The following is a 24,415-nucleotide window of genomic DNA, read 5'->3' as shown; positions in this document are numbered from 1 at the left end:
GCCTCCAGGGTCCGTCTCCGCTGCTGGGATCTGACGATGCTGAGATCTGACGATGCTGATGATGGGTCACGCATGCTTGTGCACGGGTGCTTTCAGCCGCCCCGGGGCAGTCGGCGCAGCATCCTGCCGACTACCAGGGAGGTCGGCAGGTAGCCCCAGTCGCGGGAGTCGGTGCTGTCCGGGGCGTCACCGAGGACCACCAGGTTGCGGGCCGGGACCCGGTCGGCGGAGGGCGGGGTCTCGGGCGAGGCCTCGGGCGAAGCCTCGGCGGGAGCGGGAGCGGGAGCGGGCGCGGGAGCGAGGGCGAGGGCGAGGGCGGGGGCAGAGGCGGGGGCCGGGGCCGGGGCCTGAGCGGAGGCCGGGGCCTGACCGGAGGTCAGAGTCTGGGCGGAGCCCACGGCCGGGGCCGGGGCGAGGGAGGGGGCGGAGGCGGGAGCGGCAGTCGGGGCCGGGGCCTGAGCGGAGGCCGGGGCCTGGGCGGAGGCCGGGGCCTGGGCGGAGGTCAGAGTCTGAGCGGAGCCCACGGCCGGGGCCGGGGCGAGGGAGGGGGCGGAGGCGGGAGCGGCAGTCGGGGCCGGGGCCTGAGCGGAGGCCGGGGCCTGACCGGAGGTCAGAGTCTGGGCGGCGGCCACGGCCGGGGCTACGGGCGGGGGGATTCGGTCGCCCGGCACCGCCGCCACCCGCTTGATCAGCCGTCCCTCGTGCCCGGCCGGGGTGCCGGGGATCCGGAACACCACCACGTCGCCGACCGCGATCCCGCGTCCGTCCCGCACCCTGGACACCAGCACCCGGTCACCGGGCAGCAGTGCGGGACGCATGCTGTCGCCGTCGACCCGGACCACCGACAACCGCCGCCGCAGCAGCGCCGTGGCCGCGAGGGCGGTCAGGACGGCAGCCCCCGCCCCGACCGAGACCGCGAGAGCGGGGACGGCAGCGGGGACGGCAGCGGGGGCGGCAGGGGCCTGGGCCTGGGCGGTGGCGCGGGGGACGGCGGTTCGACGGGGCACGGGGTCCACTCTCCGGCTGCCGACCAGCGGGATCAACGGGCCGGGTAGCGGGCGGGTGTGGCCGCCGGTAGCCGCTCGGTAGGGGTCGGGTAGCGGCTCGGTACGGGCGGGGCGCACGCTCTGCCGCAGTCGCCCGGCACCCCGGCCGGGCCATGACCCGAGGAGACGCATGTCCCGCACTGTCCGTTCGATCGGCGACCGGATGCTCGCCGCGCTCCTGCCGAGCGCCAAGGCGTCCGCCTGCACCGTGGCCTACTCCCGCACCACCGGCTACCTGCTCGGCGAGCCCGGCTGTGAGTGGTACTACACCACGATCGGCTACACCAGCAGCAACGCCGTCTGCACTTCGCACAGCTACTGCAGCGGCGGCTGAGCGGCAGCGCGGCACTCCGCTCCTGCGGTACGCCGCTTCGCGCGGGCACTCCGCTCCTGCGGTACGCCGCTTCGCGCGGGCACACCGCTCCTGCGGCAACGCCGTCCTGCGTCCGCACACCGCTTCGCGGCGCAACGGTGCCGCCACTGCCGCCGGGTCGCGCCCGGTGTCGGTGGCGACACCACCGTCCCTCTCCCGAAGGTGAGTTGAACCAACGTGCCGTACCTGGTGGCCGGTCTGGTCCTGGTGGGCCTGCTGTGCCTGTTCGACCTGTTCCTGACCTTCGCGGTGATCCGCAGGCTGCGCGAGCACAGTGTCCGGCTGGACCGGGTGGCGAGCGCGGACCGGCTGCTGCCGGTGGGTGCGCGGATCGGCCCGGCCTCGGCCGTGGACCTGCTCGGCGACCCGGTCACCGCCGAATGGCTGCGGCGGGGAACCAAGTTCGTGGTGCTGATGTCGGACAGTTGTGCCTCCTGCCTGACCGAGGTCGGCGTCGCCGCGGACTACGCCGGGCGGATGCCGGGCGGCCGGGACAGCGTGCTCGCCGTCGTGGTCGGACGCGTCGGCCCGGCAGACTCCACCGGCACCGTCGGCTCCGCCGGCGCGGGCGCTGGTGGGCACGGCAGGCACAGCGGTCACGGCGAGCAACTGGTCGCCGCCCTACGGGAGGTGGCCCGGGTGACGGTGGGGGAGGACGCCGAGGCGCTGGCCGCCGCGTTCGCCGCCGAGTCCTACCCCTGCCTCTACCTGCTGGACCGGGGACGGGTGGCGGTCGCCGGGCACGCCGTCGAGCAACTGCCCGAACTCGTCAGGCGCTGAGGCCGGCCGTGCGGTGGACGGTGCTGGTCTGCGATCTGCTGGTGGTCGGGGTCTTCGCCCTGTCTGCCGCCTCGAAGCTCCGTGGTCGTCGCGCCTTCGCCGGGTTCGTACGGTCGCTGGAGCCGCTGGTCGGCCTGCGTGGACGGTCCGCGACGGCGATCGCCGCGGTCGTGGTGCTGCTGGAGTGCGCGGTGGTGCCGCTGTCGCTGCTCCCCGGGGCGGGTCGGACCGGGCCTGGCCTGGCCGTCCTGCTGCTGTGCGGGTTCACTGCGGTGCTGGCGTCGGCGCTGCGACGGGGGTCCACCGCACCGTGCGCCTGCTTCGGCGCCTCGGTGTCACCGGCGTCGGGATGGCATATCGTCAGAAACGTTCTGCTGCTGGCAAGTTCGGTGCTGGCGGCGCTGCCTTCCGATGAGCCCGCCGCGCTGTGGCGGGCCCCGGCTCCGGCGCTGCTGCTCTGTCTGCTCACCGCGGTGGTGCTGGTCGTCGCGCTGACCCGGTTGGACGACCTGGCCGAGTTGCTGCGGCCTGCCGCCGCCACCCCGGTGCCGGATACCGTGGACGCCCGCCCCGGAGAACCCGCTGCCCACCCCCGATCCTGGAGCCGACCCGTATGACCTCGCGCGCAGTGCCTCCCGCCACCGCCGCCGTACCGGTGCAGGACGCGTCCCTGGGGGCGGCGGTCCGGTTGGTGCGGGTGTCGAAGACGTTCCCGATCGCCGAGGGCAGGGCGCTCACCGCCGTGGACGCGGTGGATCTGGAGCTCGCGCCAGGCAGCCTGACCGCCCTGGTCGGCCCCAGCGGCTCCGGGAAGTCGACGCTGCTGCACCTGGTCGGGGCGATCGAACGGGCCGACTCCGGCTCGCTGACCGTGGACGGGCTCGACCTGGTCACCGCCAACCGCCGTGCGCTGACCGGGTATCGGCGCGGCGTCGGCTTTGTGTTCCAGCGGTTCCACCTGCTTCCGGCGCTCACCGCCCTGGACAATGTGCTGGCACCGGTGCTGCCCGACCGCAGGCCGGGCTTCGACCGGGTCGAGCGAGCCCGGGAACTGTTCGACGCGGTCGGTCTGGCCGGGCGCGAGGCTGCTCTGCCGTCCCGTCTCTCCGGGGGGCAGCAGCAGCGGGTGGCGATCGCCCGCGCCCTGATCAACCGGCCCCGGCTGCTGCTCGCGGACGAGCCGACCGGCAACCTCGACTCCCGGACCGGCCGCGACGTGCTCGACCTGCTGCTCGACCTGCGCACCCGGCACCCGATGACGGTGGTCCTCAGTACCCACGACCCGGCCATCGCCGACATGGCCGACCACAAGGTCACACTGCTGGACGGACGCCTGGCCTCCTCCTCCGCCCCCTCCGCCGACTGACAGCATCCTGGTCGGCTGGGGCCGAGCCGGGTCCGGTCGCGGTGATCGGGGTGTGGTCGGATGCTTGGCTCATGGACCATGTGAGCGCCCATACCGCGCAGGTCTGGTTGCGGGGAGCGGTCGGCCCGCGGCAGCACCTGGTGATGCAGGTCTACGACCGGATGTTCCTCGACGTGGCGCCCGCGGTCGAGGTCGAGACCCGGCAGGACATCATCGAGATCGCCAACCGGTACGGGGTGCCGCTGGACCGGGTGACCTTCCTCGGCGAGGCGGCCGGGCTGCTCCGGGACGACGCGGGCCGGTCCGCGTCGTCCTGAGCCCGAACCTGAGCCTGGACCTGAGTCTGGACCCGAACCCGATCCCGGGCCTGCGGGGGAATGCGTTCGCGCCCGGCGGGTGCCGCAAGGCAGGGTGAGTGAATGTTCACTGACGGGCTGGACCAGGACGGATACATCGCGCGGGAGGGTTCGCTGAGCCGGGTGGCGGCCGAGTTCGCCCCGGTGGTGGAGGCCGCGCGGCGGCTGCTCGCCGAGGCTTTCGGCGACGGCGGCCGGCTGCACAGCGCCTACCTCTACGGCAGCGTCCCGCGCGGCACCGCCGTGGCCGGAGTCTCCGACCTGGACCTGCTGGTCGCCCTGCGCCGGCCGCCGACCGCCGCCGACCGGGCCGACGCCGACGCGGTGGAGGCCGCGCTGGACCGGGCCTTCGCCCAGGTAGACGGGGTCGGGGTACTGCTGTTCGACACTGGCACGCTGCTCAGCGAGCTGGAGCGGCACGATCTCGGCTGGTTCGTCGCCTGCCTGTGCACCCCGCTGCTCGGGCCGGACCTCGGGGCCGAGCTGCCCCGCTACCGTCCCAGCCCGCTGCTCGCCCGGGAGACCAACGGGGATCTGGGCCTGGTGCTGCCGCGCTGGCGCGAGCAGCTCGCGGCGCTCGGGTCCGGCTCGCGGGACGAGGCCGCGGAGACCGAGTGCCGACTGCTCGGCCGCAGGGTCGGGCGACGGCTGGTGCGTACCGGGTTCACCCTGGTGATGCCCCGCTGGAACGGCTGGACCAGCGATCTGGTCCGGTCCGCCGAGGTCTTCGGCCGCTACTACCCGCAGTGGGCCGCTCCGATGCGGCTGGCGGCGGAGGTCGGACGCGCCCCGACCGGCGACCTGGCCGTGCTCGGCACGCTGGTGGACGGTCTCGGCGGCTGGCTCGCGGCCGAGTACCGCGCGGTGCACGGGGAGAAGCGGCCCCGGCCGCAGTGAGGAAGCAGGAGCAACAGGGGTGAGGACAGGAGAAAGAGGTGCGGGCGGGAGAAAAGAAGATGTCGGATACAGTTACTTGGTAGAGACAAGCAACTAAGTTCCCGGGGGAGTACGCGTGCGCCAGGACCAGGGCTCGTCCGCCAGTGAGGCGGCGACCGCGCTGGGGGACGAGATCCAGCGCTTCGTCCGGCTGGTCAACGCGTGGAAGCAGCGCAGCCGGGAGGATCCCGGCGGGGGCGACCGGGCGTTGCTGGCGCGGCTGGTGAGCTGCGGGCCGCGGCGGGCCACCGACCTCGCGGTGGACACCATGCTGGACCTCTCCACGGTCAGCCGGCAGATCCGCTCGCTGGTGGACCGCGGCCTGGTCGACCGCAGGCCCGATCCCGAGGACCGCAGGGGTGCGCTGCTCTCCGCCACCCCGGCCGGGGTCCTCGCCTTCGAGCACGCCCGGGACCAGCGCAACCAGAAGCTTGCCCGCATTCTCGACGCCTGGCCGGCCGAGGACCGCCACCAGCTGGTCCGGCTGTTCGGACGCCTCAACGACGACTTCGCAGACAACCGCGCAGAACTCTTCGGCGGTCCGGTCGGGATCACCACCCCGCCCGCGGCCACCGCGCATCCAGGAGAAACCACGTGAGCAGCACCACCCAGGGCGGCGGTGGCGGGGCCGCCCCGGCGTCCGCACCCGCCCCGATACCCTCGTCCGGCGGGCTGAGCCACCGTCAGATCATGACCATCCTGTCCGGTCTGATGATCGGCATGTTTCTGGCCGCGCTCGACCAGACCATCGTCAGCACCGCGATCCGCACCATCGCCGACGACCTGCACGGCCTCAGCCAGCAGGCCTGGACCACCACCGCGTACCTGATCACCTCGACCATCGCGACGCCGCTCTACGGCAAGCTCTCGGACATGCACGGCCGCAAGCCGTACTTCCTGGCCGCGATCAGCATCTTCGTGACCGGGTCCATCGCCTGCACCTTCGCCACCTCGATGATCGAGCTGGCCGCGTTCCGCGCGTTCCAGGGCCTGGGCGCGGGCGGTCTGATGTCGCTCGCGCTGGCGATCATCGGCGACATCGTGCCGCCGCGCGAGCGGGCCCGCTACCAGGGCTACATCCTCGCCGTGTTCGCCACCTCCAGCGTGCTCGGGCCGCTGGTCGGCGGCTTCCTGGCCGGTCAGAGCACCATCCTCGGCATCGCCGGGTGGCGCTGGGTGTTCCTGGTGAACGTGCCGATCGGCATGGTCGCCCTGGTCGTGGTCGCCAAGGTGCTGAACCTCCCGCACACCCGCCGGAACCACCGGATCGACTGGTGGGGCGCGGTGACCATCGCGGTCGGCGTGGTCCCGCTGCTGCTGGTCGCGGAGCAGGGGCAGTCCTGGGGCTGGCTCTCCGGCCGCTCGCTCGCCTGCTACCTGGTCGGCGTGGTCGGGGTGGTCGCCTGGGTCCTGGTCGAGCGCCGGATGGGCGACGAGGCGCTGATCCCGATGCGGCTGTTCAAGAACAGGGTGTTCAGCCAGACCAGCGTGCTGTCGGTGCTGGTCGGGATGGGCATGTTCGGCGGGCTGCTGATGGTGCCGCAGTACCTGCAGATCGTGAAGGGCGCCAGCCCGACCAAGTCCGGCCTGCTGATGCTGCCGCTGATGCTGGGCATGATGGGCGCCTCGATCCTGACCGGCCAGCTGACCTCGCGCACCGGGCGCTACAAGATCTTCCCGGTGATCGGCACGGCGCTGCTGACCGTGGCGATGCTGCTGTTCCACTTCGAGGTGCAGTGGAACACCCCGCTGCTGGAGACCATGTGCTTCATGCTGCTGTTCGGCATCGGGCTCGGCCTCACCATGCAGACGCTGACGCTGTCGGTGCAGAACGCGGTCCCGGCCAAGGACATGGGGGTGGCCACCGCCTCGGCCACGTTCTTCCGCCAGCTGGGCGCGACGGCCGGTACCGCGATCTTCCTCTCGGTGTTGTTCAGCACCGTCGGCGACAAGATCGACACGGCGTTCGCCAAGGCGGCGAAGACCCCGCAGTTCCAGGCCGCGCTGCACGATCCGGCGGTCGCCGGGAAGCCGGGGAACCAGCCGGTGGTGCAGCTGTTCCAGCACCCGGGTTCGGGCGGCGGCAGCTCGGTGCTGAGCGACTCCTCGTTCATCCAGAAGCTGGACGCGGTTTTCGCGGCCCCGTTCAAGCAGGGCTTCGCCGACTCCATGCACGGGGTGTTCCTGCTCGGCGCGGGTGTCGTCGCGGTGGCGTTCGTGCTGGTGCTGTTCATCAAGGAGGTGCCGCTGCGCAGCGTCTCCGGCATCCAGGCGCAGGCCCAGGCCGCAGCGGCGGCGATGGAGAAGCAGGCGGCACTAACGAAGGAGGCGGAGGTCCGGTAACGCCCGGCCCCGCGGAACGACCCGAACGGCCCCGCCGCTGAGCGGGGCCGTTCGCGTTCCCGGGGGCGGACCTGGGAGGGTGTGCGCGTGCCGGTCCCCCGTTCCGGCGCCGAAACAGTATGGAGAGAAGAGCATGAAGGGTTTCCGCAGTTTCCTGCTGCGCGGCAACGTCGTCGACCTCGCGGTCGGCATCGTGGTCGGCGCGGCGTTCACGGCCGTGGTGAACGGTTTCGTCGCCGCGTTCCTGACGCCGATCGTGGGCTTGGTCACCAGCTCCACCGGGGACTTCAGCAAGAAGAGCTTCAACGCCGACGGGGTGGTCTTCCCGTACGGCGCGCTGATCGGCGCGCTGATCAGCTTTGTGCTGGTCGCCTTTGTCGTCTACTTCTGCGTGGTGATGCCGATCAACCGGCTGCACCAGCGCTTCCAGCCGAAGAAGGAGCCGGGCGTGGCCACCAAGGACTGCCCCGAGTGCCTCAGCACCATCCCCGCGGCGGCCACCCGCTGCTCCTTCTGCACCATCCCGGTCGGCCCGCAGAAGCAGGAAGTCCCGATGCAGAAGGTCTCCCCGTAACCAGGGAGCCTGGATTGACCGTGCGTCAGCCGACGACCAGGGCCGGGCGGCGCGGGTCGTCGGCGCGCACCACCAGGTCGGCCGCCTCGGTCGGCCGCACCTCGTCCTCGTAGCGGGCGAAGGCCGGCAGCGTCCAGCGCTGGTCCGCCGGGGTGCGGCGGGCCAGCGCGGCGGCGCTGAGCCAGAGGTGCACCGAGAGGTCGAACGGCAGCCAGCGGCCCAGCAGCAGCGGGCCGTCCAGCAGCAGCACCCCGCCCGGCGGCAGCGGCACCGGGCGGGCCCGGACCGCACGGTCCGCCGCCGCGTCCCACAGCGCCGGGAGCACCAGGCCGCTCCCGCCCGGCTCCAGCGGGTCGAAGACCTCCCGGAACAGCGCGTTGGCGTCCAGCCAGCCGTCGAAGTACGCGTCGGCGTCCTGGTGGCCGTACTCCAGGCGGAGCGAGGCCGGGCGGAGGAAGTCGCCCGCGCCGATCCGCAGCACCGGTCGCCCGCGCAGCCGCAGCGCCTCGGCGACGGCGTCCGCGAGCGGGGCCGTCCCGGCGGCCGGGGCCCCGTCCTGGGCGATCCTGGGCCGACCGCCCTCCGGCTGCGGCAGCAGCGCGACGCGCTCGGCGACGACCTCGCCGAGCGCGTCCGGGGTGAGCGGGCGGACCTGCACCGGGACTCCTGTCCTGGACGTCGTTACGTGTCCTGGACGCGGTTACGCCGAGGCCTCGGTCAGCAGCGTCAGTTCGGCCTCACTGAGCGTCAGACCGGCCACCGCGACCAGCGCGGGCAGCTGCTCCACCGTGCGCGCGCTGGCGATCGGCGCGGCCACGGTCGGCTGCGCCAGCAGCCAGGCCAGGGCGACGGTGGCGGGCTCGGCGCCGTGGTTCGCGGCCACGGTGTCCAGCGCCTCCAGCACCTTGGGGCCGCGCGGGGTCTCCAGGTGCCTGGCCGCCCCGCCCGCGCGGACGCTGTCCACGGCCGCGCCGCCGATCCGGTACTTGCCGGTGAGGAAGCCCGAGGCGAGACCGTAGTAGGGGACGGCGGAGAGCCCGTACCGGGCGGCGACGTCGGCGAGCCCGCCCTCGTAGGTGTTCCGGGAGACCAGGTTGTAGTGCGGCTGCACCGCCACGTAGCGGGCCAGGCCCTCGCGGTCGGAGAACTCGACCGAGGCGGCCAGCCGGGCCGGGGAGATGTTGGACGCGGCGATCTGCCGAACCTTGCCCGCCCGGACCAGCGCGTCCAGCGCGGTGATGATCTCCTCGACCGGGGTGCTCTCGTCGTCGAAGTGGGTGTAGAGGAGGTCGATGTGGTCGGTGCCCAGCCGGCGCAGCGAGGCCTCCGCCGCGGCGGCGACGTTGGCCGCCTTGAGACCCTTGAACTGCGGGTGTGAGCCGATCTTGGTGGCCAGGACCACGTCCGCGCGGTTGCCGCGGGCGGCGAGCCAGCGGCCGACGACGGTCTCCGACTCGCCGCCGGAGTTGCCCGGGGCCCAGGCGGAGTAGGCGTCGGCGGTGTCGACGAAGTCGCCCCCGGCCGCGGCGAAGGCGTCCAGGACGGCGAAGGACTGCGCCTCGTCGGCGGTCCAGCCGAAGACGTTGCCGCCGAGGGCGAGCGGGAAGACGGTCAGGTCGGAGGAGCCGAGGCGGGCGCGGGGGGAACTCGTGGAGGCGGTCATGGTGTGCTCCAACGTGGCCGCGGGCGGAGGTATTTCCTGTGGTCAGCGCAGCGTCGGCGCAGGGTCAGCGCAGCGTCAGCGCAGGGTCAGCGCAGGGTCAGCGCAGGGTGGTGCCCGGCGGGGCGGTGAGCAGCCGCAGTTCGTCGCGGGTCGGCAGGCCGGACCAGTCGCTGGCCACGGACACCGCGAACGCCCCGGTCAGGCAGGCGAGCCGGAGCCGCTCGGCCGGGGTCGAGCCGTCCAGCAGCCCGGCCAGGTAGCCGGCCGTGAAGGCGTCCCCGGCGCCGACCGGGTCGACTGCCCGCACCGGGACGGCGGGCTGCCGCAGCACTCCGGCCGCGGTGTGCAGGGTGGCGCCGTCCGCGCCGCGCTTGACGACCAGTTCGGGGACGGCGTCGCGGAGCCGGTTGACCGCCTCCGCCTCGTCCTCGGCGTCGGCCAGCAGCAGCAGTTCCTCCTCGCCCGCGAACAGCTGGGTGACCTGCGGCAGCAGCGGCAGCAGTGCCGCCCTGAGCTGCGCCGGGGTGCCGAGCGCGGTGCGGTGGTTGACGTCCAGGGAGACCGGCACGCCCGCGGCGGCGGCCAGGCCGACCGCGTGCCGGACCGCGTCGGCCGCGGTGGGCGAGAGCAGCGGGGTGATGCCGGTGACGTGCAGCACGGCCGCGTCCGCGATCAGTCGGGCGGCGGGGGAGCCGGGGGCGGCCAGGTCGTCCGGGCAGAGCCGGGAGCCGGCCGAGCCGGAGCGGTAGTACTGGACCCGGGTGACGTCCGGGGTGCGCTGCTCCTTGACCAGCAGCCCGGTGGGGGCGGCCGGGTCGGTGCGGGCGGCGGAGACGTCCACCTGCTCGGCGCGCAGCCGTTCCAGCACCATCCGGCCGAACTCGTCCGCGCCGACCCGGCCGATCCAGGCGGACGGGTGGCCGAGCCGGCGCACCCCGATGGCGACGTTGGACTCGGCCCCGGCGATGGAGAGGGTGAGGTGGGGGGCGTGCCGCAGCGGGCCGGGCGCGGGCGAGCCGAGCGCGGCCATCGACTCGCCGAGGGTGACCACCCCGGCCGTGCCCGCGCTCACGCCTGCTCCTGACCGGACGTCGCCGCGAGGTAGGCGCCGGCGCGGGCGGCGAGCGCGGCCAGCGCGGCCGGGCCGCTGTCGTGCGCGGCCTCGCGCAGCAGCGGGGAGCCGACGCCGACCGCGACCGCCCCGGCGGCGAGGTAGTCGGCGACGTGGTCCAGGGCTATCCCGCCGATGGCGATGAACGGCACGTCGGGGAACGGCGCGCGCAGGTCGCGCAGGTAGCGGGCGCCGCCGACGGCGTAGGCGGGGAAGAGCTTGACCGCGGTCGCGCCGAGCCGGACCGCGGCCATCGCCTCACTGGGCGTCAGCGCGCCGCAGAGCACCGGGACGTCCTGGGCGACGCCCTCGGCCAGCACTTCTTCGCTGACGCCCGGGGTGACCAGGTAGCGGGCTCCGGCGTCGATCGCGGCGCGGGCCTGGTCGCGGGTGAGCACGGTGCCCGCGCCGAGCAGGGTGCCGGGCGGCAGCGCGGGGTCGGCGGCGCTGCGGCGCAGGGCCTCCAGCCCGGCCGGGCTGGAGAGGGTCAGTTCGACCGCGCGGACCCCGCTCCCGGCGAGGACCGCGGCGCAGGCGGTGAGGGCGTCGGCGTCGCCGCCGCGGAGGACGGCGAGGAGGCGGTCCTCGCGGAGGACGTCGAGCAGGGTGGGGGAGAACATGTGTGAACGATAATCGATCGGATGAATGCTGAACAGGGCCCGCCGCTAGAGTTCTGACCACCGAACCCACTGCCCAGCGAGGAGCCGCACATGGCCGAGCCCGGCCTCAGCGGACGGCTGTCCGACCAGGTGTACGAACGCGTCCGCGCCGCCATCGCGACCGGCGACCTCGCCCCCGGCGCCCGGCTGGTGGAGCTGGAGCTGGCCCGCCGCTACGGCGTCAGCCAGGCCCCGGTCAGGGACGCGCTGAAGCGGCTGGCCGCGGACGGCCTGGTGCTGCAGTTCCCGCGCCGGGGCAGCTATGTCGCCGACATCTCCGAGGAGGACGCCCGGCAGGCCTACCGGGTGCGCGCGGTGCTGGAGCAGTTCGCCGCGACCGAGGTGTGCCGGCTCGCGCCGGAGGGGCTGGCCGAGTCGCTGCGGGCGGACGTCGAGGCGATGCGCGCCGCGGCCCGGCGGGACCACGTGGGCGGCGTGGTGGACGCCGACGTCGCGTTCCACCGGCATGTCTGGGAGGCGGCGGGCAACGGCCTGCTGGCCCGGATGTGGACGGTGACCGAGGCCAGCCTGCGCAGCTTCACCGCGGTCTCCAACCGGGTCTACTTCGGCCGTCTGGAGCAGATCGCCGAGAACCACGTGCCACTGGTCGCCGCGCTCAGGGGCGGTCGTCCGGAGGTCGCCGGGGTGCTGTTCCGCGAGCACGTGCTGGAGATCTGGGAGCGGATCGGGGACCCGATAATCGATTGACTGGGTTAGCGCGTCGGCGTTTCGTTCAGTAAACTGAATCGTGTTCACGAACATGAACGTGACATCACGCCTCGCTGACTCGCTGAGGAGCCCCATGGACCTCCACGCCGTACTGACCCCGCCGCTCTCCTTCCCGCTGACCCCCTTCACCGAGGACGACCGGCTCGCCCTCGACGTGCTCGGACTCCATGTCGAGCAGCAGGTCGCGGCCGGCGCCACCGCCGTGTTCATCGCCTGCGGCACCGGGGAGTTCACGGCGCTCAGCCGCGAGGAGTACCGCGAGGCGGTCGCCCTCGCCGTGAAGACCGTGGCCGGACGGGTCCCGGTGTTCGCGGGCGCGGGCGGCGGACCGGCCGCGGCCCGCGAGTTCATCGCCGACGCCGCCGAGTGCGGCGCGGACGGCGTGCTGCTGCTGCCGCCGTACCTGGTCAGCTCCAGCCCGGAGGGCGTGCTCGGGCACATCCGCTACGTGGTCGCGGACAGCCCGCTGCCGGTGATCGTCTACCAGCGGGCCAACGCCCGGCTCAGCCCGGCCACCGCGCTGGCGCTGCTGGACCTGCCGCAGGTGGTCGGCCTCAAGGACGGCCTCGGCGACATCGAGCAGATGCAGCGGATCGTCGCCACCGTCCGCACCAGCGGGCACGAACGGGCCGGCAGCTTCTCCTTCCTCAACGGCCTGCCGACCGCCGAGCTGTCCGCCCGCGCCTACCGGGCGATCGGTGTCGGCAGCTACTCCTCCGCGGTGCACGCCTTCGCCCCCGACCTGGCCCACGGTTTCGCCCGCGCCCTGGACCGAGGCGACGACGCGCTGGTGGACGCCCTGCTCGCGGCCTTCCTGCTGCCGCTGGCCGACCTCCGCGACCGGGTCCCCGGCTATGCCGTCTCGCTGGTCAAGGCCGCCGCCCGGCGCGAGGGCCTGCCGGTCGGCCCGGTCCGGCCGCCACTGGTCGAGGCACGCGAGGAGGATGTGGACGAACTGGTCCGCGTCATCGCCGCCGGCCGGGCCGTCCTGGCCGCACACACCGCAACCGAGAGCTGAGGGGCACCCCCGTGAAGATCCGTCAGGTCACCGTCACCCCGGTCGCCTTCCACGACCCGGCCCTGCTCAACGCCGTCGGCGTGCACGAGCCCTACGCGCTGCGCAGCGTGATCCAGCTGCACTGCGACGACGGAGTGGTCGGCCTCGGCGAGTCCTACGGCGACGACGCCTTCCTGGCCCTGCTGGACGCCGCGGCCGAGGCGGTCACCGGGATGGATGTGTTCCACCTCGGCCTGATCGAGCAGGCCGTGGCCCGGGTCATCGGCGGCGGCGCCTTCGCCGACAGCCACGGGCTCACCGGCGGCTCGTCCAGCTCCAAGACCGTGCTCTCGGTCTTCTCCGCCTTCGAGGTGGCCTGCCTGGACGCCCAGGGCAAGGCGGTCGGCCGTCCGGTCGCCGACCTGCTCGGCGGCGCGGTCCGGGACCGAGTGCCGTTCTCCGCCTACCTGTTCTACAAGTGGGCGGCCCACCCGGGCGGCGAGGAGGACGCCTGGGGCGCCGCGCTCGACCCGGACGGCATCGTCCGGCAGGCCCGCCGCATGATCGACCGCTACGGCTTCCAGGCGGTCAAGCTCAAGGGCGGGGTCTTCCCGCCCGAGCAGGAGATCGCGGCGATCCGGGCGCTCCGCGCCGCCTTCCCGGAGCTGCCGCTGCGGCTCGACCCCAACGCCGCCTGGACCGTCCCCACCTCGCTCAAGGTCGCCGCGGAGCTGGACGGCGTGCTGGAGTACCTGGAGGACCCGACCGCGGGCATCGAGGGCATGGCCGAGGTGGCCCGGCAGGCGCCGATGCCGCTGGCCACCAACATGTGCGTGGTCGCCCCCGAGCACCTCGACCCCGGGCTGCGGCAGCGGGCCATCGGCGTGCTGCTCTCGGACCACCACTACTGGGGCGGGCTGCGGCACTCGCAGCAGGTCTCGGCGCTCTGCGCCAACTTCGGCGTCGGGCTGTCCATGCACTCCAACAGCCACCTGGGGATCAGCCTGGCCGCCATGGTCCAGCTCGCGGCGGCGACCCAGCACCTCAGCTACGCCTGCGACACCCACTGGCCCTGGAAGCGCGAGGACGAGGACGTGATCGTGCCCGGCGCGCTGAGCTTCACGGACGGCGCGGTGGCCGTCCCCGGCGGGCCCGGCCTGGGCGTCGAGCTGGACCCGGAGGCGCTGGAGCGGCTGCACCGGCTCTACCTCGACTGCGGGCTGCGACGCCGCGACGACACCGGGTACATGCAGCGGGTGCGGCCCGGCTACACGCCGAACACGCCGGGCTGGTGAGGTCGTAGCGGACTTGGCTAGAGTCACTTCCCATGTCCGACTACCAGAACCGCCCCGTCGAGGACCCGTCCGCGAGCACCCAGATGTTCCGGGCGTTCGTCGACGAACCGCAGCCCCAGCCCGCCACCGCCGCCAGCGGCGGCAGCCGCACCGGCCTGATCGTGGTCGGTGCGGTCATCGCGCTGATCGTCGTCGTCGGCGTCGTCTACCTGGCGATGAAGTAGCCCCGACCGCCGCCCCGCCGACCGCCGTCACCCTGCCGACCCCCGCCACCGCGCGGCGGTCGGCATCGTGCTGCCCTGATCCCAGGAGACGCCGAATGCCGCCGGAAACTGCCCGCGCCCTTGGCCTCAGCGCCGCGCCCAACGGCCGCGACCTGGGCGGATACCGCACGGCTGACGGACGCACGGTGCGCCGCGGGCTGGCCCTGCGGGCCGATGCGCTGAGCCGGCTGACCGACCCGGACGTGGAGCTGCTCGGCGGTCTCGGCGTCCGTACCGTGGTCGATCTGCGCGGGCTGAACGAGGTTGCCCAGAACGGGGACGATCGGCTGCCCGAGGGCGCCCGGCTGGTGCCGCTGCCGGTGTACTCGCCCGAGCACGATATCTACCTGTCCCTGCGCGAGGTGCTGGCCGGCCAGGACGCGGTGGCGCAGCAGGCGCTGCTGGGCAACGGCGGCGCCGAGCGGATCATGGCCGGGATGTACCGCTGGTTCGTCACCGACCCGGGGATCCGGGCGCTGTTCGCCGCGGCGGTCCGACTGGCGGCCGACCCGGACGCCGCCCCGGTGCTGTTCCACTGCACGGCGGGCAAGGACCGGACCGGCTGGACCGCGGCGGTCCTGCTCACCGCGCTGGGCGTGGACCGGGACACCGTCTACGCGGACTACCTGCTCACCAATGAGCGCTCGGCCGCGCTGACCGAGCGGGTCATGGAGGTGTTCCGGACCAACGCGGTGATGGAGGACCCGGGCCTGATGATGCCGGTGATCCGCGCCGAGGCGGCCTACCTGGACGCCGCGTTCGACGCGGTGGCGGAGGGCTGGCCGAGCTTCGACGCGTTCCTGGCCGAGGGGTTGGGCCTGGACGCGGCGACGCTGGCCGCCCTGCGCAAGAACCTGTTGACGGACGCGGATTCGGGCTCGGACGCGGGCTGAGCTGCTGCCGCGGTCAGCTTTCGGCGATCAGGCCCTCGCGGAGGGTGGCCAGGGTGCGGGTGAGCAGTCGGGAGACGTGCATCTGCGAGATGCCGATCTCCTCGCCGATCTGCGACTGGGTCATGTTGCCGAAGAAGCGCAGCATGATGATCCGGCGCTCGCGTGCGGGCAGCCGGGCCAGCAGCGGCTTCAGCGACTCCCGGTACTCGACGCCCTCCATCGCCGCGTCCTCGTAGCCGAGGCGCTCGGCGAGCGGGCCGTCGCCGTCCTCGTCGGTCGGCGCGGTGTCCAGCGAGCTGGCGGTGTAGGCGTTGCCGACGGCCAGGCCCTCGACCACGTCCTCCTCGCTGACGCCGAGGCAGACGGCCAACTCGGCGACGGTGGGCGAGCGGTCCAGCTTCTGCGCCAGCTCGTCCCCGGCCCGGGTGAGCGACAGCCGCAGCTCCTGCAGTCGCCGCGGGACCCGCACCGACCAGCTGGTGTCCCGGAAGAAGCGCTTGATCTCGCCGATGATGGTCGGCATCGCGAAGGTCGGGAACTCGACCCCGCGCTCGTGGTCGAACCGGTCGATCGCCTTGATCAGGCCGATCGTGCCGACCTGGACGATGTCCTCCATCGGCTCGTTGCGGCTGCGGAAGCGGGCCGCGGCGTAGCGGACCAGCGGGAGGTTCAGCTCGATCAGGGTGTCCCGGACGTACGGGTGGTCGCGGTCCTCGGGGGTCAGCGTGGCGAACCGCTTGAAGAGGGTGCGGGAGAGCGAGCGGGTGTCGAGCGCCTCCTGCTCGACCTCCTGGTCGAGCTGGTCGACCTCGTGCTCGGCCGCCTCCGCGGCGATCAGGGCGTCGGGCTCGGGGGGCTCGGTCTCGGCCGCCCGGGGGGCGGGGAGAACCGCAGCGTTGGAGAGAATCTCAGGGCTGCCCAGGTCTACGGACACGCTACCCCCTCATGTCGACAAAGCCACCGCGATCCGAGTCGACAAGACGACGACTCGACGTACCTCCACTGGGATACCGGCACAGCATCCCTCGCAAACCCCAACACGACCAGCCGTCACGCGATGGTAACGCGCTGCAATAGAGGGGTTGGTGGAGAATGTGACGGATTGTCACCAGGGGTGCGGCTCAGTTGTCCCAGGTGTTGCCGCTGCGCAGACGGGCGAAGATCCTTGCCAGCAGCCGGGATACGTGCATCTGCGACATTCCCAGCTCGGTGCTGATCTGGGACTGCGTCAGATTGCCGAAGAAACGCAACATCACAATCTGTCGCTCACGGTCGGGCAGCTGGACCATGAGATGTCGGACCATGTCCCTGTGCTCCACATGGGTGAGGGCCGAGTCCTCGTAGCCGAGCCGGTCGAGCAGGGCGAGGCCCCCGTCGTTCTCCTGGGTCGCCTCCAGCGAGGTGGCGTTGTAGGCCCGTCCGGCGTCCAGGCAGGCCCGGACGTCCTCCTCGGGGATGCGCAGGTTCGCGGCGATCTCCGGGATCTTCGGCATCCGCCCGTGGGCCACCGTCAGGTCCTCCATCGCGGCGCTCACCTGGACCCACAGCTCCTGCAGCCGGCGCGGCACGTGCATGGTGCGGACGTTGTCCCGGAAGTAGCGCTTGATCTCGCCCAGGATCGTCGGCAGCGCGTAGGTGGGGAACTGCACGCCCCGGGTCGGGTCGAACCGGTCGATGGCGTTGATCAGCCCGATCGTGCCGACCTGGACCACGTCCTCCATCGGCTCGCTGCGCCCGCGGAACCGGGCCGCGGCGTAGCGCACCAGCGGGAGGTTGACCTCGATCAGGGCGGCCCTGACGTGCTCGTGCTCGGGGGTGCCGGGGGTCAGCTCGGCCATCCGCTCGAACAGGACCCGGGTGAGCGTGCGGACGTCCACCCGGCCCGGGTCCATGGTCGAGGCCTCGCTGGGGGGCGGGGCGGCCGGGCCGGGCGGGGTCGGGACGGATGCGGCCGGGGCGGGGGCGGCGGTCGGGATGGGCGGGGTGGCGGACGTGGTCGCGGTGGCCTCGGCGGCCTGCTCCGGTACCGGCACGGGGGCCGCGGGTGCGTCACCCTCGTCCTTCGCGCTCCCCTGTGTCTGCACCGACACGCCACCCCTCGCGAGCTCCCGTGAGGCGCAACGCGTGCCCCAGTTCACCATCCGGCAAACCGGTCATAGCATCACAAGTGGGATGCTAGTAGGGCAAGCACCCTATATAGGTGTGTTGGCCAAGGGTGTTCCAGCGGGTGAATCAGCGCCGCCATCCGGCGTCAGACCTCGATGTCGGCGACGACCCAGGTGGCGAACTCGCGCCAGAGCGCCACCCCGGCCTGGTGCGCGGGGTGGGCCAGGTAGGCCTGCAGCGCGGCGGGGTCGTCCACCAGGCTGTTGATGGCGAAGTCGTAGGCGATGTCCCGCACGGTGATGTTCCAGCCGCACTCCCACGCGCGCAGCTCGTCGATCTGCTTGCCCAGGGCCTGGAACGCCTCGACGCCGGCCAGCACCCGCGGCTCGTCCTTGGCGACGCCCTCGTTCAGCTTGAACAGCACCAGGTGACGGATCATCGTACGAACTCCTCGGGAGGCTCGGGAGGGGACTCGGGCCGCCCGGGAGTCACTTCACCAGGCTGCTCATGAAGGTTCCCACGGACTTGGCCGCGTTGGAGATGCCGGTGAAGCCGACCTGCACCAGGTCGGCCGCGCGCACCGGCGCCGTGATGATCGTATACAGCACAAAGATGACCAGCAGGTACATCGCGATCTTCTTGGCCTGCCCCATGACCCGCCCGCCTCCCCGCGCCCCACACCCGATGGCCGAAGCCTAGCGCTCTGTTTGCCGGATGATCGGACTAAAGGCCGCGTGAGCCCGGCGGGACGAAGGTCCCCCGGGAACAGGACTCCCGCCGGGTGCGCGGCGGCGCCGTCTGCAGCAGAGTGGAGAACGTACCGAGCGAGACTGGCAGGGACCGCCCGGTACGCAGATCGGAGCCCCCACTGTGGGACCGACCGCCGCTATCGCCCCCCTGACGGCGACGGCCGGTTGCGGGGCTTCACCCGGGGGAGCGGCCAGTCCCCCTGTAGCCGCTCCCCCCTCGACCTTCGACGGTCGTGAGGAACCCCTCGCCCGGGTCTTGGTGGTCAACACCCTGGGCGAGGGGCCTTTTTGCGTCTCTTGCGCTGCGGGGGCCGTTGCCGGGGCCTGCGCTCAGAAGTTCAGGGCGAAGCCCTCCAGGTCGCCCAGCAGGTCGACGCTGCCGCTGCTGTGGTTGGTGATCACGACCTTGCCGCTCTTCGCCGCCACCAGCGTGAGGTTGGAGACGCTGGCGCCCTTGGTCCAGTTGGCGTTGGAGACGACCGGAGCCTTGGACCCGTACGGGTAGACCGTGAGGTAGCCGGCCGCCTTGGTGTCCAGCACGGTGAGGTTGAGCAGGAGTGCCTTGGGGTTCATGCCTCCCATGCCGTACAGCTGGTCGACGTCGACGGTCAGAGAGGCCCCCGGTGCCAGCGGAGTGGGGCCGGTGGGGTCGCCACTGGTGGCCACGGTGTTCAGGAGGCGGATCGGGGTGAGGGTCTGGAAAGTCGCCAGCCCGCTCGGGCTGAAGTAGCCCGCCAGGTCGGCGACCACATGGACGCCAGCCGAGTGGTTGTAGAAGTCGACCTTGCCGTTGTGCACCGGCACGACCACCAGGTTGGGGATGGTCTGGCCCGCGGCGAAGTCGATGTTGGAGGCCGTGGGGCGGGCGATCCCGTCCGGGTACACGGTCAGGTAGCCGGCCGTCTTCGGCGCGGTGACGGTGACATTGAGGACCACCGCCGTGGCCGAGGCCGGGATGCCGTACTTCCCGCCGAGCGGCAGCGCCACGGTGGCTCCGCTGCCCACCGGCTTGGTCCCGGGCACGCCCTTTGCGGCGCGGGTGTCCAGGACGCGGACCGGTGTGGCTGCGGTGTATCCGTTCGCCGCCGTCTCCGAGAAGTAGCCCTCAAGGTCGGCCACCACATGCACGGTGCCGGAGCTGACGTTGGTGAAGGTGACCGTGTCGGCGCCGGCCGGGACCGTCACCAGGTTGGCTACGCTCTGGCCCTTGGTCCAGGTCAGGTTGCTCACCGCGACCTTGGCGATGGTGGTGGAGTACCCGCCGCCGTCGAACGGATGGGTCGGGGTGACCTTCAGGGTCCCGCTGGCGCTGCCGCCGGTCACCGTCACGTTCAGGGCGACGCCCTCCGCTCCGGCCGGGATCTGCTTGGCACCGCGGAGGTCGATGGTGACCGCGCCGCCCGGTGCCACCGGGGTGGTGGTGTGCACCCCGACCGCCGACCGGGTGTCCAGCACCCGCTTCGGCGACAGCGGCGCGTAGGCGGCGCCGGTGCCCTGCTCGCTGGTGCCGCGGTCGTAGTAGCCGACGCCGGTACCGGTGTTGGGCACCGAGCGGACGTCCACCCGCGGGTTGCCGCGGAAGTCGGTGCTGAGCTCACCGGGCGCGGAGGCGTCGGCGGAGTCCACGGCGGGCTGGTTGGGGCTGTCGTAACTGCCCGCCGTCCCGGTGTCGCCCAGGATGTCGTGCGAGCCCTGCTTACTGGCCGCAGCGAAGGCGGCGAGGGTGGAGTAGGTGTGGGCGCCCCACTGGTACGCCGGGCCGCCGCTCACCGTCCCGAGGTAGTTGTAGGCGACCTTCGTCCCGGTGGTGGAACCGGTGGGCACCACCAACTCGGTGTCCGTCGAACCGGCGGGGCAGGCGGTGCCGCCGTTGCCCAGGGCCGCCGAGTCGACCACGTTGTTCTCGATCACCGCGTTCGGCGAGCTGCCGTCGAGCGCAATGCCGTAGTCGCACTGGCTGGTGGCCGTGTTGCTGGTCACGACGGTGCTGGGGGAGGTGGAGACGGAGATCGCGGTGTCGACCATGACAGCGGCGATATTGGTGGAGAGCACGGTGTGGCTGGAGCCGGTCACCGAGATCCCGGTGATGTTCAGCAGGTTCTGCTGGACCGTGACGTACTGGGAGCCGCCGGTCACCGCGATCGAGTCCACCTGGCCGATCGGTGCGAACCCCTCGACCAGCACGTGCTGGGCGCCCTTGACCACGATCCCGTGCAGCGTGTCCAGGCCGTCGCCGCTGTCCTCGCCGATCTGCGGCAGGCCGTCGCCGTTGTCCCCGGCGGCCCGGTACCCCTTGAAGGTGATCGGGGCTGCGGCCGTGCCCGACCGGGTGATGGTCAGCTGCTGCGGGTACGTCCCGGGGGCGACCAGGACCGTCTGTCCGGCCGTGACCACGGCGGCTGCCGCAGTCACGGTGCAGTACGGCTGGGCGGCGGTGCCGGAGCCCTTGTCGCTGCAGTGCGCGGCGGCGGCGTTGTTGACGTAGAGGGTGGTCACGGCGGCGTGTGCGGCGGTGCCGGTGAACGCCGGCAGGGCGAGCGCCGCGCCGAGGAGCAGCGCGGCGGGTGGAGCGAGGCGTCTGTGGCGCACGGAGGGCGTCCTAACCTGTGTCGGTGGTTCGAGGTGTGCTGGGACGGCGCCGGTCAGGGCGCGAAGTAGCCCGCGTAGTCGCCGATCAGCTCGACCGTGCCGGTGTGGTTGTAGAGGCTGAGCTTGCCGTCCGAACCGACCGGCACCATCACCTGGTTGGAGACGGCCTGGCCGCGCGCCCAGTTGAGGTTGGACGCGGTCGGCAGCGCGGTGCCGTGCGGGTACACGCTGAGGAAGCTGGCCGCGGTGGACTGGAACGCGGTCATGTTCAGCACCACCGAGGAGACCTTGTCGCCCTGGTTGACGTACACCGAGTCGAGCGGGGCCACCGCGATGGACTTGCCCGCGCCCAGCGGGGTGGTGGTCGGCACGCCGAGCGCCGTCCTGGTGTCCAGGAAGTTGTAGCCGTCGGACGGGTGGAAGGTCTGCACCGCGTTCGGGCTGTAGTAGCCCGCCACGTCGGCGACCAGGTGCACGCTGCCGGAGTGGTTGTAGAAGGTGACCTTGCCGCCGGTCCCGACCGGCACGATCACCTGGTTCGGCAGGGTCTGACCCGCGCTCAGGTTGAGGTTCGACACGGTGGGACGGCTCTGCCCGGCCGGGTAGACGGAGACGTAGGTGCTGGCCGTCGGGCCGGTCGCGGTCACGTTCAGGACGACCGCGGTGACGTTGCTCGCCGGGACGCCGCCGACACCGGTGACCTTGAGCGAGACGGTGCCGCCTGCAGGCACCGGGGTCCTGGTCGACACGCCCTTCGCGGAGCGGGTGTCCAGGATCCGGGTGGGCGGCAGCGAGCTGAAGCCGCTGTCGCCGTTCATGGCGTAGTAGCCGGAGAGGTCGGCGACGATGCTCACCGTGCCGGTGCTGTGGTTGGTGAAGGAGACGCTGTTCTGGCTGATCGGGACGGTGACCAGGCTCGCGATGACCTGGCCCTTGCTCCAGTTCAGGGTGGACAGCGGCAGTCCGCCCGGCTGGATCCCGTCGTACTGGGAGTAGACCGACAGGTGTCCGGCGGCCTTGGTGTCGGCCGCGGTGACATTGAGGACCACGCCGAGGTTCGCCGTGTCGGTGGGGATGCCGTGGGTACCGGCCAGCGGCAGGGTCACCGTGGCGCCGGGCGCGACCGGCACCGTGGTCTTCACGCCGATCGCGGCCCGGGTGTCCAGCACCCGCACCGGGGCGACCGTCGTGAACGAGGAGCCGACGCCGGTGAACTCCTGCGCGCCGCGGTCGTAGAAGCCGGACCCGGTACCGGTGTTCGGCACGGTCCTGACGTTCACCCGCGGATCCCCGATCACATCGGTCGCGGTCTCGCCCGGGGCGTTCGCGTCAGCGGAGTCGACCACCGGCGAGGTCCGGCTGAGAGGGTAGCCGTTGTCCCCGGCGATCAGCGGGTCCGCCAGCAGGTCGTGCGAGCCCTGGTGGCTGGCCGCGGCGAAGGCGGCGACGGTCGAGTAGCTGGTCCCGGCCCAGGAGTAGGCGGGGCCGCCGCTCTTGGGGTCGATGTCGTTGTAGGCGACCTTCGTGCCGCTGGTGGAGCCCGCGGCGACGGTGATCCCGGTGTCCTTGGAGCCGGCCGGGCAGGGCTGCGCGGGAGCCGACTCGTACTGCGCGGCCTCGATCACGTTGTTCTCGACGGTCGCCCCGGTGGAGGCCCCGGCCAGCACCAGCGCCGGGGCGCAGCCCGACATCAGGGTGTTGCCGGTGACCACGGTGCCCGGGGCGTCGGTGACGGTGATCGAGTTCTTGCCGCTGGTCGGGATCAGGTTGCTGCTGAGGACCGTCCCGGTGGCGCCGGCCGCGACGTCGATGCCGAGCGCCCCCGCGTCCTGGAACTGGTTCTGGGTGACGGTGACCCCGGAGGAGGTGCCGGCTATCTGGAACTGCGCGGAGTCGCCGGACACGCTCATGCTGGAGTTGTTCCGGATCACCACGTCCGAGGAGTTCTGCACCCGGACGTTGGCGTCGTCGGCCATCAGGGAGAGGCCCTGGACCACGATGTGCTGGGCGCCGTCGACCTTGACCGCGTAGGGGATCTGCTGCTGGGGGCCGGTGAAGGTGTTGCCCAGGCTGACCGCGTAGTTGTCGTCCGAGTCCGGGTCGGCCTGCACGCCCTCGAAGGTGATCGGGGCGGCGGCGGTGCCGGAGCGGGTGATGTCCAGCTCCTCGTTGTAGCCCTGGCCCGGGGCGATCCTGACGGTCTGGCCGGGCAGCACGACTGCCGCGGCGGCTGAGACGGTGCAGTACGGCTGGGCGGCGGTGCCGGTGCCCTTGTCGCTGCAGTGCGCGGTGGTGTTGTTGTTCACGTACAGCGTGGTCGCGGCGGCGGTGGCCGGAGCCGCCGCGAGGGCGGGGAGGCCGATGGCGGCGGCCAGCGCGACGGCGGCCAGCGCGGCGGACGGGCGGTGCGACAAGATTCCCCCAGATGGGTCCACAGACAACTGGGGAACGTTACCCCGGAGGGTCCGTCTTTGCAGGTAAGACGATGGTATGAGCACTGACCGTTCGGTTCCCAAAACCGACCTTCTGCCCTAAGGGGCGCAGACTGGTGCGGTGAGCACTCTCAGCAGACGCAGCCTGCTCGTCGCAGGGACGGCGGGGGTCCTCGGCACGGTCGCCGGCTGCGGCGGCTCGCGGCCCGGCACCGGCGGCAGCGGAGCCGCGCCGTCCGGAGTCACGGCGTCCACCGGGCCGTCCGGGACGATCTCGGTGAGCCCGTCGGTGAGCCCGTCCGCCGGGCTGCCGGTGCCGAAAGCCTGGCAGCCGAGCAGCATCGACATCCAACCGGCCGTCAAGCTGCGTGCCGTCCGGCTGATCGAGGCCCTGGGCAGCTGGCCCGAAGGCGGCCAGGGCCAGGGCGCCGCCCGGCAGCGCGCCGCCGCGGCCGGGTACGACCCGGCCCTCGCCGCCCAGGCCGCAGCCCTGCTCGGCCCGTCGCCGCGTGCCGCGCTGCAGGTGCTGGAGGCGCAGTACGGCGGGATCCTCAGCGACTCGGCGAGCGTCCTGGTGGTCTGCCGCCAGTGGACGGACGACACCGGCGGATATGCCGGCGGTGCGGTCGCCGTCGGCGGCACCACCGTGGACGTGCGGCTGAGCCGGGCGCAGCCGCAGTGGCGGGTCACCGCGCTGCAACCGGCCCAGCCAGGACCGGCCGTCTCCGGGCTGAGCGCACCAGCCCACGCGGTGCTCGCCTCCGACGCGATCACCCTGCCGCCGGCCGCCCTCGCCGACGTCCGCAGCGGCAACGTCCACGACAGCGCGCTGGAGGCGATGCTGACGCTGGCCAGGGCGCACCGGATCGAGCTGAGCGTGGTGCGCTCGGGCCATCCGATCGACGTCTTCGGCACCTCCCGCCCGAGCGACCACCCGAAGGGGCGCGCCTTCGACGTCTGGCGCATCGACGGCCACGCGGTGGTGGACCCGTCCACCCCGCACGCCCTGGTGGACGGCTTCATGCGGGCCGCGGCGGCGGCCGGCTCCTACAACGTGGGCGGGCCGCGGCAGTTGTCCGGAGGAACCGGGAACCAGTTCTTCTCCGACGACACCCACCACGACCACGTCCACGTCGGTTTCGCTACCTAGCCGGC

General features: G+C 72.6%; 26 protein-coding genes. 15 read left to right on the top strand and 11 right to left on the bottom strand.

Features of this window, described 5'->3' with window-relative positions:
* Nucleotides 1-92 precede the first annotated feature (92 nt).
* The gene (gene lepB / locus ACEZDE_RS14785) at nt 93-1,007 is read right to left on the bottom strand and encodes a signal peptidase I (RefSeq protein ID WP_380536439.1); all 915 of its coding nucleotides are present in this window, start codon (nt 1,005-1,007) and stop codon (nt 93-95) included.
* Nucleotides 1,008-1,176: 169 nt separating this feature from the next.
* Between lepB and ACEZDE_RS14780 the strand changes: the two genes are divergently transcribed.
* The 9 genes from ACEZDE_RS14780 (at nt 1,177) to mscL (ending at nt 7,774) form a co-directional block, all read left to right on the top strand.
* Complete coding sequence (locus tag ACEZDE_RS14780) at nt 1,177-1,380, top strand: hypothetical protein (protein ID WP_380536436.1); 204 nt, start codon at nt 1,177-1,179, stop codon at nt 1,378-1,380.
* A 216-nt stretch (nt 1,381-1,596) separates the two neighbouring features.
* Nucleotides 1,597-2,199, top strand: a complete 603-nt coding sequence (locus ACEZDE_RS14775) for a hypothetical protein (RefSeq protein ID WP_380536433.1) — start codon at nt 1,597-1,599, stop codon at nt 2,197-2,199.
* An 8-nt stretch (nt 2,200-2,207) separates the two neighbouring features.
* Entirely contained in the window at nt 2,208-2,816 is a 609-nt protein-coding gene (locus ACEZDE_RS14770; protein ID WP_380536431.1) for a MauE/DoxX family redox-associated membrane protein, read from the top strand.
* Nucleotides 2,813-3,565 carry an ABC transporter ATP-binding protein gene (locus ACEZDE_RS14765; protein WP_380536427.1) on the top strand — a complete coding sequence of 251 codons (753 nt, stop codon included), beginning with the start codon at nt 2,813-2,815 and terminating at the stop codon, nt 3,563-3,565. Before ACEZDE_RS14770 ends, ACEZDE_RS14765 begins: the two co-directional genes overlap by 4 nt.
* A 71-nt stretch (nt 3,566-3,636) precedes the next feature.
* A complete protein-coding gene (locus tag ACEZDE_RS14760) occupies nt 3,637-3,882 on the top strand; it encodes a hypothetical protein (RefSeq protein ID WP_380536424.1) in 246 nt (81 codons plus the stop codon).
* Nucleotides 3,883-3,984: 102 nt separating this feature from the next.
* Nucleotides 3,985-4,818, top strand: coding sequence for a nucleotidyltransferase domain-containing protein (locus ACEZDE_RS14755; RefSeq protein ID WP_380536423.1), 834 nt, complete (start codon nt 3,985-3,987; stop codon nt 4,816-4,818).
* A 115-nt stretch (nt 4,819-4,933) separates the two neighbouring features.
* Nucleotides 4,934-5,455: a MarR family winged helix-turn-helix transcriptional regulator gene (locus tag ACEZDE_RS14750; protein WP_380536420.1), complete on the top strand. Its 522-nt coding sequence runs from the start codon at nt 4,934-4,936 to the stop codon at nt 5,453-5,455.
* A gap of 92 nt (nt 5,456-5,547) precedes the next feature.
* The gene (locus ACEZDE_RS14745) at nt 5,548-7,200 is read left to right on the top strand and encodes an MDR family MFS transporter (RefSeq protein ID WP_380536638.1); all 1,653 of its coding nucleotides are present in this window, start codon (nt 5,548-5,550) and stop codon (nt 7,198-7,200) included.
* Between the two features lie 133 nt (nt 7,201-7,333).
* Nucleotides 7,334-7,774, top strand: coding sequence for a large conductance mechanosensitive channel protein MscL (gene mscL, locus ACEZDE_RS14740; protein ID WP_380536418.1), 441 nt, complete (start codon nt 7,334-7,336; stop codon nt 7,772-7,774).
* 25 nt (nt 7,775-7,799) lie between these two features.
* On the opposite strand, the gene ACEZDE_RS14735 is transcribed toward mscL, so the two are convergent.
* The 4 genes from ACEZDE_RS14735 to ACEZDE_RS14720 all read right to left on the bottom strand — a co-directional run bounded on the left by ACEZDE_RS14735 (nt 7,800) and on the right by ACEZDE_RS14720 (nt 11,168).
* Complete coding sequence (locus tag ACEZDE_RS14735; protein ID WP_380536415.1) at nt 7,800-8,432, bottom strand: uridine kinase; 633 nt, start codon at nt 8,430-8,432, stop codon at nt 7,800-7,802.
* A 42-nt stretch (nt 8,433-8,474) separates the two neighbouring features.
* Nucleotides 8,475-9,437 (bottom strand): aldo/keto reductase, encoded by a 963-nt coding sequence (locus ACEZDE_RS14730; protein WP_380536413.1) that lies wholly within the window; start codon nt 9,435-9,437, stop codon nt 8,475-8,477.
* A 97-nt stretch (nt 9,438-9,534) separates the two neighbouring features.
* Nucleotides 9,535-10,509: a sugar kinase gene (locus tag ACEZDE_RS14725; protein ID WP_380536410.1), complete on the bottom strand. Its 975-nt coding sequence runs from the start codon at nt 10,507-10,509 to the stop codon at nt 9,535-9,537.
* Nucleotides 10,506-11,168 (bottom strand): bifunctional 4-hydroxy-2-oxoglutarate aldolase/2-dehydro-3-deoxy-phosphogluconate aldolase, encoded by a 663-nt coding sequence (locus ACEZDE_RS14720; RefSeq protein ID WP_380536407.1) that lies wholly within the window; start codon nt 11,166-11,168, stop codon nt 10,506-10,508. Before ACEZDE_RS14720 ends, ACEZDE_RS14725 begins: the two co-directional genes overlap by 4 nt.
* A gap of 90 nt (nt 11,169-11,258) precedes the next feature.
* Between ACEZDE_RS14720 and ACEZDE_RS14715 the strand changes: the two genes are divergently transcribed.
* The 5 genes from ACEZDE_RS14715 (at nt 11,259) to ACEZDE_RS14695 (ending at nt 15,384) form a co-directional block, all read left to right on the top strand.
* The gene (locus ACEZDE_RS14715) at nt 11,259-11,915 is read left to right on the top strand and encodes a GntR family transcriptional regulator (RefSeq protein ID WP_380536404.1); all 657 of its coding nucleotides are present in this window, start codon (nt 11,259-11,261) and stop codon (nt 11,913-11,915) included.
* Between the two features lie 94 nt (nt 11,916-12,009).
* Nucleotides 12,010-12,954, top strand: a complete 945-nt coding sequence (locus ACEZDE_RS14710) for a 5-dehydro-4-deoxyglucarate dehydratase (RefSeq protein ID WP_380536402.1) — start codon at nt 12,010-12,012, stop codon at nt 12,952-12,954.
* A gap of 11 nt (nt 12,955-12,965) precedes the next feature.
* On the top strand, nt 12,966-14,228 hold the full coding sequence (locus ACEZDE_RS14705) for an enolase C-terminal domain-like protein (RefSeq protein WP_380536399.1): 1,263 nt from the start codon (nt 12,966-12,968) through the stop codon (nt 14,226-14,228).
* A gap of 32 nt (nt 14,229-14,260) precedes the next feature.
* Nucleotides 14,261-14,452: a hypothetical protein gene (locus ACEZDE_RS14700; RefSeq protein ID WP_380536397.1), complete on the top strand. Its 192-nt coding sequence runs from the start codon at nt 14,261-14,263 to the stop codon at nt 14,450-14,452.
* Between the two features lie 95 nt (nt 14,453-14,547).
* Nucleotides 14,548-15,384, top strand: coding sequence for a tyrosine-protein phosphatase (locus ACEZDE_RS14695; protein WP_380536395.1), 837 nt, complete (start codon nt 14,548-14,550; stop codon nt 15,382-15,384).
* A 13-nt stretch (nt 15,385-15,397) separates the two neighbouring features.
* Here the strand turns inward: ACEZDE_RS14695 and ACEZDE_RS14690 are convergent, their stop codons facing one another.
* The 6 genes from ACEZDE_RS14690 to ACEZDE_RS14665 form a co-directional block, all read right to left on the bottom strand.
* On the bottom strand, nt 15,398-16,318 hold the full coding sequence (locus tag ACEZDE_RS14690) for an RNA polymerase sigma factor SigF (RefSeq protein WP_380536392.1): 921 nt from the start codon (nt 16,316-16,318) through the stop codon (nt 15,398-15,400).
* A 187-nt stretch (nt 16,319-16,505) separates the two neighbouring features.
* The gene (locus ACEZDE_RS14685; protein WP_380536634.1) at nt 16,506-17,468 is read right to left on the bottom strand and encodes an RNA polymerase sigma factor SigF; all 963 of its coding nucleotides are present in this window, start codon (nt 17,466-17,468) and stop codon (nt 16,506-16,508) included.
* Between the two features lie 167 nt (nt 17,469-17,635).
* Complete coding sequence (locus ACEZDE_RS14680) at nt 17,636-17,929, bottom strand: Dabb family protein (protein ID WP_380536389.1); 294 nt, start codon at nt 17,927-17,929, stop codon at nt 17,636-17,638.
* Between the two features lie 49 nt (nt 17,930-17,978).
* Nucleotides 17,979-18,143 (bottom strand): hypothetical protein, encoded by a 165-nt coding sequence (locus tag ACEZDE_RS14675; protein WP_380536386.1) that lies wholly within the window; start codon nt 18,141-18,143, stop codon nt 17,979-17,981.
* A gap of 426 nt (nt 18,144-18,569) precedes the next feature.
* Nucleotides 18,570-20,828, bottom strand: a complete 2,259-nt coding sequence (locus tag ACEZDE_RS14670) for a right-handed parallel beta-helix repeat-containing protein (protein ID WP_380536383.1) — start codon at nt 20,826-20,828, stop codon at nt 18,570-18,572.
* A gap of 53 nt (nt 20,829-20,881) precedes the next feature.
* Complete coding sequence (locus tag ACEZDE_RS14665) at nt 20,882-23,242, bottom strand: right-handed parallel beta-helix repeat-containing protein (RefSeq protein ID WP_380536380.1); 2,361 nt, start codon at nt 23,240-23,242, stop codon at nt 20,882-20,884.
* Between the two features lie 139 nt (nt 23,243-23,381).
* Between ACEZDE_RS14665 and ACEZDE_RS14660 the strand changes: the two genes are divergently transcribed.
* Complete coding sequence (locus tag ACEZDE_RS14660) at nt 23,382-24,410, top strand: hypothetical protein (RefSeq protein ID WP_380536377.1); 1,029 nt, start codon at nt 23,382-23,384, stop codon at nt 24,408-24,410.
* Nucleotides 24,411-24,415 lie beyond the last annotated feature (5 nt).

The organism is Streptacidiphilus cavernicola, from assembly GCF_042510955.1.
Lineage (GTDB): Bacteria > Actinomycetota > Actinomycetes > Streptomycetales > Streptomycetaceae > Streptacidiphilus > Streptacidiphilus cavernicola.
This window is presented reverse-complemented; position numbering and strand designations above follow the sequence as displayed.